Below are 10289 nucleotides of genomic sequence, written 5' to 3'. Positions count from 1 at the left end.
GCACCGATTGATGCGCCCGATGACCGCCATCGGTTCGGTATCGAGATCGGGATGCACGCTCGCCCACTGCCGCAACACCCCCGCCACCGGGCCTACCCGTGTCCCCGCCCGGGCCGGCACGGTTCGCCCCAAAACCACCTGCGGGCCCCTAAACCTCCACTTTCCGGGGCCGCTCTGCGTCCATACCGACGGCGCTCCGCCCTGCGTCGGTTCTGTACTGACGGCGCTCCGCCCTGCGTCGACCTCGTATTTCCGGCGCGCTTTTCGCCGGAACCCCTCAGCCTTCGCCGGATTCGACCCTGGTCTCGGTGATCGTCACCGAGCGGCGGATCTCCAGGGTGAGCCGCTCGCGCAGGGAATCCGGGGCGCGATCGCCGCCGCACTTGGTGCTGAGCAGGCGCTTCAGCTTCTCCTCCAGGCCGTATGCCTCGATGCACGGCGAACAGTGGTCCATGTGGTGCTGCAGCCGCGCCCGGGTGGCGTCGTCGCATTCACCGTCGAGCATGAGCCAGACATCGGTGAGAACCGCCGAGCAGTCCAGCTCCATATCGTCCCCACTCACTGCGTAACCTCCTGACGCCCCGCACTGCTCGCTCGGTTCCGATCGAATCCACGCTCGTGTGCCACGTCGGCCAGCAGACCCTTGAGCTGCTTGCGGCCACGATGCAACCGGGACATCACCGTACCGATCGGGGTCCCCATGATGTCGGCAATCTCCTTGTAGGGGAAGCCCTCCACGTCGGCGTAGTACACCGCCATCCGGAATTCCTCCGGAAGCGACTGTAGAGCCGCCTTGATGTCGTCGTCGGGCAGCGCCTCGAGCGCCTCCATCTCCGCCGATCGCAGGCCGGTGGAGGTGTGTTCGGCGGTGGCGGCCAGCTGCCAGTCGGTGATCTCGTCGGTCGGGTACTGCGCGGGCTGGCGCTGCTTCTTGCGGTAGGAGTTGATGTAGGTGTTGGTGAGGATCCGGTACAGCCACGCCCGCAGGTTGGTGCCCTCGCGGAAGGACCGGAAGCCCTGATACGCCTTGGCGAAGGTCTCCTGCACCAGGTCCTCGGCATCGGCCGGATTGCGGGTCATGCGCAGGGCCGCGCCGTAGAGCTGATCCAGCAGCGGGAGCGCATCGCGTTCGAACCGCTGCGCCAACTCCGTGTCGCTGGCGGTACTGCGCGCCACGCCGGGTTGTCCGTCCTCGTCGACCGCGGGGTCATCGGGCGTACCGATGTCCTCGCGCTCGCTGTCGTCGCTCGTCACGCCCATCCCTTCGATCGCCGTAGCTGTCGAATCTACCGCGAACGGGGTGGGCACCGGGAATCCGGTGTCGGGGGTCACGAGGTCGTTCGAGACGACGGAGGCTGACCACCCGGCGGGTACCGGGCGTTCTTCGACCAACACGGTCACCGGCATCTCCTTCGAGTTCACTGGACTTGTTCCGCCCGTCCGGGCACCTGGCGGACATTCGGCGTACCGCGTGCAACATGCCACGGGCCCGCCGTGTTCCCGTGCCCACGCTCTAGGCTTCACGGGCATGGCAGGTGCTTCTACTCCGGCGATCCGTGCGCTGACACAGGCGAAGGTGACGCATCGGGTGCATTCCTATCCGCACGATCCGCGCAGCGATTCCTATGGGACCGAGGCGGTCGAGGCGCTCGCGGACGAGGTCGGCGTGGTGGCCGAGCAGATCTTCAAGACGCTGGTCATCGAGCTGTCGAGCGGCGGGCTCGCGGTGGCGGTGCTGCCGGTGCCGCGCACGTTGTCGCTGAAGGCCGCCGCGGCGGCGCTCGGGGCACCGAAGGCGGCGATGGCCGACCGGGCAAAGGCCGAGCGCACCACCGGCTATGTGCTGGGCGGCATCTCGCCCCTGGGCCAGAAGCGCGCGCTGCCGACCGTGCTGGACGACTCCGCGCTGCAGTGGGATCGGCTGCTGTGCAGCGCGGGGAAGCGTGGATTGGAGATCGAGCTGGCCCCTGCGGACCTGGTCCGGCTCACCTCCGCCACGACCGCCGCGGTAGCCACCTGAGCTGCGCTGCTAGACATTGAAGGACTCGAGGGAGGTGACCGTCGCGTGGACAGTGACGAGGTGATCGACGTGATCGGCCGACAGCTGATCCGGCTGGGGCGCATCCGCGAACGCACCAACGCCCAGATCGCGGCCGCCTCCAAGGGCGAGATCGAGATCTCCGCCTACGGCATCATCTTCCGATTGCTGGAGGACGGCCCGATGCGGTCCGGCACGCTGGCCGAGGCCATGTACTCCGATGCCTCCACCATCAGCCGCCAGGTCGCGGGCCTGGTCAAGCGCGGGCTGCTGGAGCGGCGCGCCGATCCCGACGACGGCCGGGCCAGCGTGCTGGTGGTCACCGACGCCGGGCGGGACCTGGCCGAGGAACTGCGGCAACGGCGCATCGAGCTGCTCGAGCACATCGTCGCGGACTGGGATCAAGCCGACCGCGAGCAGCTCGCCACGCTGCTGCGCCGCTTCGTCGACGACTACGACAGCGCCCGCACGGCGCTGCTCACACTGGCGGACACGCCGCGCTCACAGGTGTAAATCACATGAATCACACCAATCACACCCGTACCTGTGCCTTACTTGATCAGGCCAGATTCGTTCGACCGTGAGGATGTGATGCGAAATGTCCCACCGACAGCGTGTGCGCACCATGGTCGTTGCCGTACTAGGCGGCGCGATCCTCGCAGTGGGATCCGGCGCGTTAGCGGGCGCCGCGCCGGGGGCCAGCGACTACCCGCTCGGCGGCAGCCCGGGCGCGCCGCAGAAGTCGGAACCGGAGAAGCGCTTGGAGAAGGTCCCGGAAAAGGCCGAGAAGCTGGGCGGCAGCACCACCGGCAAGATCCTCGACCTCGGCGAGCACATCATCAAGTGCGGCCTCAACATAGCCACGCCAGAAATCAAGTGCCCCTCGTGAAGTCAGGCGTGCCGGGAACATGAGGTAGGCCGTATGCCTGGTGACGAAGATGGGCGGGCCGGGTCAGATCAGGGTGGTCTGCCCGGTCTGGGGTGCGTCCGCTCCCGCGGACGGGGCGCCCGGGGCGGGGGTCAGGAGTTCGGGGCCGTTGTTGCGGACGCTGTTCACCAGGGAGGACACCGGGCGGGCCACGATATCCGAGACTCGGTCCGGGGGCGGGGTTTCCAGTAGTTCGTGCGGGGCGGGGTGGTCGGGATCCAGCCAGGCGGCCCAGTGTTCGCGCGGCATGACCAGGGGCATCCGGTCGTGGATCCTGGTCAGGTCGCCGACCGCGTCGGTGGTCAGGATCGTGCAGGACAGGATCGGGTCCATCTCCTGCGAGCGGTCGCGCCAGGTCGACCACAGCCCGGCCATGTACAGCCGGGAGCCGTCGGCGTGGGACATGAAGTAAGGCTGCTTGACCGCCTTACCCTTCGCGGCCGGGGCGTCCTCGACCAGCCATTCGTACCAGCCGTCCATCGGCACCAGGCAGCGGCGCCGCTTCACCGCGTCGCGGAACGACGGGGCCGTCTCCGCCCGGTCCGCACGGGCATTGAACAGCGGTTTCCCCTTGGCGGGGACGCCGGGCTCGGAGGCCTTGGTCCAGACCGGGATCAGGCCCCAGCGCATGCGCCGGATCCGGAGCGTCGGGTCGGCGTCGGGATGGTCGTGGTCGTGCCGCTCGACCACGGTCAGCACCTGGTTGGTGGGGGCGACGTTGTAATTGGGGCGGTCCAGGTCGGGCGGGTCACCGGTCTCGTCCACGGCGTCGAGTTCGGCCGCCAGCCGGGCCGGGTTCGCGGTGGTCGCATATCTGCCGCACATGCCCCCATGCTGCCACCGCGCACCGACAGAATCGCGACGACAGGGAAGGCGCGGTGCGTCGTGACCGGACAGGAAGAAAGATGGCCGAAAATATAACTGAAGGCAGTTGACTTCACATCTACGGTATGAGAACTTCGTGCCGTAAATCTCTCACTAGGGGTCGCCGAACAATGTCCACCACCGAGTCCACCGCCGTCGCCGGCGAGACCACGCTGACCTCGGTCAATCCGGCCACCGGCGATGTCATCGCCACGCATCCGATCGCCGACGAGCAGGCGGTGCACGCGGCCGTCGACAAGGCCCGCTCCGCCGCGGCGACCTGGGGGACGCTGACCTACGCCGACCGCAAGCGGTATCTGCTGCGCTGGGCGAGCCGTCTCGTCGCCACCTCCGACGAACTCTGCGACCTGATCCACGCCGAGAACGGCAAGCCCCGCGACGACGCGTTCCTCGAGCTCATGCTGACCCTCGAGCACATCTCCTGGGCGGCCAAGAACGCCGAGAAGGTGCTCAAGACCAAGAAGGTCTCCCCCGGCGCGCTGATGTCGAACTTCGGCGCCTACATCGAGCAGCGCCCGCTCGGCGTGATCGGCGTGATCGGCCCCTGGAACTACCCGATCTACACGCCGAACGGGTCGATCGCCTACGCGCTGGCCGCGGGCAATACCGTCGTATACAAGCCCAGCGAGTATTCCACCAGCATCGGCAATTTCGTCGCCAACGCCTTCGCGGAGGCCAATCCCGAACTCCCGGACGGCGTCTTCACCACGATCAACGGCTACGGCGCGACCGGCGCCGCGCTGGTCAAGGCCGATATCGACAAGGTCGCCTTCACCGGCTCGGCCGCGACCGGCAAGAAGATCATGGCGGCCGCCGCCGAACGGCTGACCCCGGTCCTGCTGGAATGCGGCGGCAAGGATGCCGTCATCGTCGCCGCCGACGCCGATATCAAGGCCGCGGCCGACGCGGTCGCCTACGGCGCGACCATGAACAGCGGGCAGACCTGCGCCGGTGTCGAGCGGGTGTACGTGGACGCCGCGATCAAGGATCAGTTCGTCGCCGAGGTGAAGAAGATCCTGACCAGCGTGCACCCCGGCTCCGACGACAAGGCCTCCTACGGCCCGATGACCATGCCGAGCCAGATCGACATCGTGCGCCGCCACATCGAGGACGCGCTGAAGAACGGCGGCACCGCCGTGCTGGGCGGCCCCGATTCGATCACCGGGCCCTACATCGAGCCGGTCGTACTGGTCGACGTGGACGAGAATTCGGCGGCGGTGCGCGAGGAGACCTTCGGCCCCACGGTCACCATCCGCACGGTGCGAAGCATCGACGAGGCCGTCGACCTGGCCAATGATTCCACCTACTCGCTGGGGTCGTCGGTCTTCTCGCGCAAGCACGGCCTCGAGATCGCGCGGCGGCTGAAGGCGGGCGCCACCTCGGTCAACTCGGTGCTGGGCTTCGCCGCGATCTCCGCGCTGCCCTTCGGCGGCGGCCGCGACTCGGGCATCGGCCGCATCCACGGCGCGCCCGGCATGCTGGAATTCACCGCGCCGCACTCGATCGCCGTACAGCGCTTCACGATTCCCGGCATGGCCCTGCTCAGCTACGCCCGCACCGACAGCACCATGAAGCTGCTCCGCCGAATCGTCCCCCTGCTCCACGGACGGCACAAGTAGACCGCGCGGCTGCGGGAACCTCTCGTAGGCGAAGATGGAGGGGTGAGTTTCTGGCCTGCCCCCCATACCGACCATGCCGTGCACGCGACCGTTGCGCTGCCCGGATCCAAGTCCATCACCAACCGGGCACTGATCCTGGCCGCGCTCGCCGACCGGCCGTCGACCATCACCGGCGCGCTGCGCAGCCGCGACACCAACCTGATGATCGCGGCACTGCGGGCCATGGGCACCGAAATCACCGGTGACGCAGACACTCTCACCGTCACCCCGGCGGAAACGCTGCACAACGCCACCGTCGACTGCGGGCTGGCGGGCACCGTGATGCGCTTCCTGCCGCCGGTGGCGGCGCTGGCGCACGGCAATGTCGCGTTCTTCGGCGACGAGCAGGCCCGGCTGCGCCCGCTGGGCACCATTCTCGACGCCGTGCGGCACCTCGGAGTGGAGATCGAGGGCGATTCGCTGCCGTTCGTCGTGCACGGCACCGGATCGCTGCGCGGCGGCGAGGTGACCATCGACGCCTCCGGATCCTCGCAGTTCGTGTCGGGCCTGCTGCTGTCGGCGGCCCGCTTCGACGCGGGCGTGACCGTGCGCCACGAGGGCGCGCCGCTGCCGTCGCTGCCGCATATCGCCATGACCGTGCAGATGCTCGGCCAGGCCGACGTGCGGGTCGAGGCGCCCGGCAGCCCGCGCGCCGAACAGGTCTGGACGGTGTCGCCCGGCCCGATCCACGCCGTCGACTGGGATGTGGAGCCGGACCTGTCCAACGCCACGCCGTTCCTGGCCGCGGCGGCGGTCACCGGCGGCGAGGTGACCATCCCGCACTGGCCGTCGCTGACCACCCAGCCGGGGGACGTGATCCGCGAGATCCTGGTGCGCATGGGCGCCGAGGCCCGCCGCTTCGACGGCAAGCTGACCGTGCGCGGCCCCGACAAGCTGGCGGGTATCGACATCGACCTGCACGACGTCGGGGAGCTGACCCCGACCGTGGCGGCGCTGGCGGCACTGGCCGATTCGCCGTCGCGGCTGCGCGGCATCGCGCACCTGCGCGGTCACGAGACCGACCGGCTCGCGGCGCTGTCCACCGAGATCAACCGCCTCGGCGGCCAGGTCACCGAGGCCGAGGACGGGCTGCACATCGTGCCCACCGCCCTGCGGGGCGGCACCTGGCACTCCTATGCCGACCACCGCATGGCCACCGCGGGCGCCATCCTCGGGCTGCGGGTGCCGGGCGTGCGGATCGAGGACATCGGCACGACCGCCAAGACGCTGCCGAACTTCGTGAACCTGTGGGACGCAATGCTTTCCGACGGCCAGGTGGATTCGACCACGACGGGAGCGGCGCGCTGAGACGCCGCGAGTACGACGAGTCCGATGTCCGGGTGCGCCCGGGCAGGGGCTCGCGTCCTCGCACCAAGACCCGCCCCGAACACCGGGATGCGGTGTCCGCCATGGTCACCGCGGTCGACCGCGGCCGCTGGAGCTGCGTGCTGGAGGGCGATCCGGCGCGGCCGATCGTCGCGATGCGGGCCCGCGAACTGGGCCGCACCCCGATCGTGGTCGGGGATCAGGTGGACGTGGTGGGCGATCTCTCCGGCCGCCCCGACACCCTGGCCCGGATCGTGCGGGTGGCCGATCGCCGAACGGTGCTGCGGCGCACCGCCGATGACACCGACCCGTTCGAGCGGGTGGTGGTGGCCAATGCCGCGCAGCTGTTCATCGTGGTCGCGCTCGCCGATCCGCCGCCCCGCACCGGTTTCGTGGAGCGGGCCATGGCCGCGGCGTATGCCGGTGGCCTGCAACCGATCCTGTGCCTGACCAAACACGACCTGGCGGCCGAATCCGAATTCGCCACGGAGTTCGAGGATCTGGACCTCACCATCGTCTACGGCGGGCGCGACGATCCGCTGGAGCCGGTGCACGCCCTGCTGCGCGACACCCTCACCTGCCTGCTCGGACACTCCGGCGTCGGCAAGTCGACGCTGGTGAATCGCCTTGTGCCGCAGGCGGAACGGGCGGTGGGCGAGGTGTCCGGTGTGGGCAAGGGGCGGCACACCTCCACTCAGTCGATAGCGTTACCCCTGCCCGACGGCGGATGGGTCATCGATACCCCCGGCATCCGTTCCTTCGGCCTGGCCCATATCACCCCCGACGACGTCATTCAGGCCTTCGCCGATCTCGCCGACGCCATCGAGGACTGCCCCCGCGGCTGCACCCACCTCGGCCCGCCCGCCGACCCGGAGTGCGCGCTCGACGAGTTGCCCGGTAAGCAGCGCCGCGTCGCCGCCATCCGCCTCCTGCTGGTCGCTCTCAACTCCAACGACCCCTGGGTGGTCGGGAACTAGCGGTCGCGGATCTCGTAGATGACCGTGCGGCCGTCCCGGACGACCGTGCGCATGCTCTGTTTGTAGACGGTCACGGTCCCGGCCGGGCGGCGCTCCTCGATGTCCACGTCGAACGAGTCCGCGGCGCGTTCGGTGATGCGCACGCAGTGGACCGTGCCCACGGGGATCTCGGCATCGATGGCGTGCTGCAGGTATTCCGCCGATGCCACGTTGATCGTGTCGGGCGCCACGAAGACCTGCGCCAGCTGCCCGCTGCGCTGGGCGTAGTACGCGTACTCGAATCCGAGGATCGCTCCCGCCCCGCTCGCGGTGTCGCCCGGGCCGTTGCCGGCGGTGAGGCTGTCGCGGTGTTCGGTCCCGCAGGCCGGACCGGCCGGAGGGGGTGCGGGCGCCGCGGCGATCGGGACGGGCTCGCCCGCCGTCCCGCCGCCGACCGAGACGATGAACGCGCCGAGGGCGACCGCCGCCGCGACCACCACGACGGCGAGGGCCACGATGATCCTGCGCGGCGTCGAACCGGCATGGCGAGGCTTGCGGGTCGGCACGGCGAGCGTCCGCTGCACCATATCCGGATCGAGCGCCAGCGGCTCCGCCGCGGATTGCGATGGGGCTCCGAGGTTTCCGGGAGTATCCGGCTGCCATGCCGTGCCCGGCTGCGCCGGTGGTATGTCGCGCGTCAACCAATCCGGCGGGCCCAGCGCAGGGCCGAAACCCGAACCCTGGGGCAGGCCGGAATCGGCGTGCACGGGCCCGCCGGGTCCGCCGCTCTCCGAGCCCACCAGTTTTCTCTCCCTTGCCGCGCGAGAGGCTCCGCGCGCGCACGATGCTGCCACCGTTTCCGAACGTCCGCAACCGGATCATATTCCCACCATTGAGAGCATCGAATTCTTACACCGGAAGAACTCCTGGAAACGCACACCCGGCCGCCCTCCGCACCGGCTCTCCTCAATCGATGAACAAATCGCCGCGAAATTCAGTAAATAATTCATGCCCATTCGGAAGAAAACACCCCCGAGACGTCCGCACCCACGGCCGGTCCGGCGACCGGACCCACCCCCTCGCTATCAGTAACCTCCCGGAAACACACACCGCGCGCGGCGCCACGCCGGGCGGACGCCGTGCCGACCGGGCGTGGCCAGCCGGTCACGGCCTCTCACCACCCGAAACCGTGATCCGCGTCTCAGGCCAGGCATGTTAGTCGCATCACATAAACAGACCGAGGGGCATATTCGGCGCCGCCGGAGCAAAGCGAACGAAGCGAGCGTGCACGTCCCGGAAAACCCCACCGCAGCGGTGCATCGCACGGCCCGGCGGAAACTCTGAATCATCCCCATTTCGAAAAGCCGTTTGTGACCCAGCTCTCCGCGTAGGACCACGGTCACAGTTGTCCTGCGGCGCGCGCAGTTCTACGGTAATCTCCGATGATCGACGCGGATCATTATCGAATTCCTTTTATTTCTAAGCACCAGAAAGCCTCAGGCCTGTAACAAATGGTTCAGCCAAATCCCCGGCACAGCAACGACATTCAGCAACATCAACCCGGAATCGGGCGGCAGCCAAGCGATTTCAGGTCCTCGTTTCGAGACCCGCGCGTGCACTGGGGTTTCGTGTACTCGGCGGTGCTGAGCCTGATCACCTTCGCACTACTCTTCCAACCCTGGCTCACGACGAAGGGGCCGAAGGGCCGGGCGACCTCCGACGCCTTCGGACGTATACAGGGCAACACCCCCTCGGCCGCCGAGTGGGAGGCCGACGGCCTCCATCCGGTGCAGGTCACCGGCGGCGGGGGTATCGTCGCGGCCACCGCCGCCGTCACGACGATCCTCGCGGTGGTCATGTACCTGTTCAACCGGCGCACGACCACGGCGCTGCTCATTCTGGGATCCAGTGCGGTGCAGGCGCTGTCGGTGTTCTGCACGCTGCTGTACCTCGGCGCCAAGATACCCGAGTTCAAGACGCTGTCGGAGACCTCGAGTTCCAGCGGCGGCCTGTTCTCGGGAGGCGGCCAGGGCACGCACGGAACCGCCAGTGCCGACCTCGGATACGCCGCGGTGGTGGGTGGCATCACCGCGCTCGGCGCGGTCGTGGTCGCCGTGGTCACCTCCGTGCCGAAGCGCGCGGGCCGCCGGACCCTCGCACCCACACGGGAGATCACGGCACCGCCGACAACCCGTGCGATCGAATCCGGTCCGCCCGCGGCGACGCCCCGGGCACCCCACGCCACCCGGCACTTGCCCGCTCCCGAACCGTCGGCCGAGACCGACCCATCGGACGAGAGCCGAACGCGGACACCCCAACTCGAGGGCCTGACCATCCGGCTGCCGTATCACTCGACTCTGGTGGTGGAGAGCCGGTCCGAGTTCGCGGCGCTCGTCGGCTCCGGAGCCCGGCGGTAACAGGAACCCCGCAGACGAAAGGCGGCCCCACCCCAACGGCGTGGGCGGGCGTGAAAGTGGAAAAACAACCGCCCGGTGGGA

General features: G+C 68.8%; 11 protein-coding genes. 7 read left to right on the top strand and 4 right to left on the bottom strand.

The annotated features are described in order from the left end of the window. Positions 1 to 277: 277 nt before the first annotated feature. Positions 278 to 547, bottom strand: coding sequence for a mycothiol system anti-sigma-R factor (gene rsrA, locus QH290_RS24835; RefSeq protein WP_280267007.1), 270 nt, complete (start codon positions 545 to 547; stop codon positions 278 to 280). A gap of 11 nt (positions 548 to 558) precedes the next feature. Continuing rightward, the gene (locus QH290_RS24830) at positions 559 to 1260 is read right to left on the bottom strand and encodes a sigma-70 family RNA polymerase sigma factor (RefSeq protein WP_280267008.1); all 702 of its coding nucleotides are present in this window, start codon (positions 1258 to 1260) and stop codon (positions 559 to 561) included. 268 nt (positions 1261 to 1528) lie between these two features. Here QH290_RS24830 and ybaK point away from each other — a divergent pair, with 268 nt between their 5' ends. The 3 genes from ybaK to QH290_RS24815 all read left to right on the top strand — a co-directional run bounded on the left by ybaK (position 1529) and on the right by QH290_RS24815 (position 2927). After that, positions 1529 to 2020: a Cys-tRNA(Pro) deacylase gene (gene ybaK, locus QH290_RS24825; RefSeq protein ID WP_280266998.1), complete on the top strand. Its 492-nt coding sequence runs from the start codon at positions 1529 to 1531 to the stop codon at positions 2018 to 2020. A gap of 45 nt (positions 2021 to 2065) precedes the next feature. Next, the gene (locus QH290_RS24820) at positions 2066 to 2551 is read left to right on the top strand and encodes a MarR family winged helix-turn-helix transcriptional regulator (RefSeq protein ID WP_280385458.1); all 486 of its coding nucleotides are present in this window, start codon (positions 2066 to 2068) and stop codon (positions 2549 to 2551) included. A 103-nt stretch (positions 2552 to 2654) separates the two neighbouring features. Further along, positions 2655 to 2927 carry a hypothetical protein gene (locus QH290_RS24815; RefSeq protein WP_280267000.1) on the top strand — a complete coding sequence of 91 codons (273 nt, stop codon included), beginning with the start codon at positions 2655 to 2657 and terminating at the stop codon, positions 2925 to 2927. Positions 2928 to 2990: 63 nt separating this feature from the next. Here the strand turns inward: QH290_RS24815 and QH290_RS24810 are convergent, their stop codons facing one another. Beyond that, on the bottom strand, positions 2991 to 3791 hold the full coding sequence (locus QH290_RS24810) for an SOS response-associated peptidase (protein ID WP_280267001.1): 801 nt from the start codon (positions 3789 to 3791) through the stop codon (positions 2991 to 2993). Positions 3792 to 3961: 170 nt separating this feature from the next. Here QH290_RS24810 and QH290_RS24805 point away from each other — a divergent pair, with 170 nt between their 5' ends. From QH290_RS24805 to rsgA, 3 genes are read left to right on the top strand one after another with little or no spacing between them, the layout of a single operon-like run. Beyond that, complete coding sequence (locus QH290_RS24805; protein ID WP_280267002.1) at positions 3962 to 5470, top strand: aldehyde dehydrogenase family protein; 1509 nt, start codon at positions 3962 to 3964, stop codon at positions 5468 to 5470. Between the two features lie 42 nt (positions 5471 to 5512). Then, positions 5513 to 6817 carry a 3-phosphoshikimate 1-carboxyvinyltransferase gene (aroA, locus tag QH290_RS24800; RefSeq protein WP_280267003.1) on the top strand — a complete coding sequence of 435 codons (1305 nt, stop codon included), beginning with the start codon at positions 5513 to 5515 and terminating at the stop codon, positions 6815 to 6817. Beyond that, entirely contained in the window at positions 6814 to 7812 is a 999-nt protein-coding gene (gene rsgA / locus QH290_RS24795) for a ribosome small subunit-dependent GTPase A (protein WP_280385460.1), read from the top strand. Before aroA ends, rsgA begins: the two co-directional genes overlap by 4 nt. On the opposite strand, the gene QH290_RS24790 is transcribed toward rsgA, so the two are convergent. Beyond that, a complete protein-coding gene (locus QH290_RS24790) occupies positions 7809 to 8591 on the bottom strand; it encodes a DUF8176 domain-containing protein (protein ID WP_280385456.1) in 783 nt (260 codons plus the stop codon). The genes rsgA and QH290_RS24790 overlap by 4 nt on opposite strands. Positions 8592 to 9404: 813 nt before the next feature. Between QH290_RS24790 and QH290_RS24785 the strand changes: the two genes are divergently transcribed. Beyond that, complete coding sequence (locus QH290_RS24785) at positions 9405 to 10208, top strand: hypothetical protein (RefSeq protein ID WP_280385454.1); 804 nt, start codon at positions 9405 to 9407, stop codon at positions 10206 to 10208. Positions 10209 to 10289 lie beyond the last annotated feature (81 nt).

The organism is Nocardia wallacei, assembly GCF_029869545.1.
Taxonomy (GTDB): domain Bacteria; phylum Actinomycetota; class Actinomycetes; order Mycobacteriales; family Mycobacteriaceae; genus Nocardia; species Nocardia wallacei_A.
The sequence above is the reverse complement of the archived record's forward strand: the minus strand, read 5'-3'. Positions and strand labels throughout refer to the sequence as shown.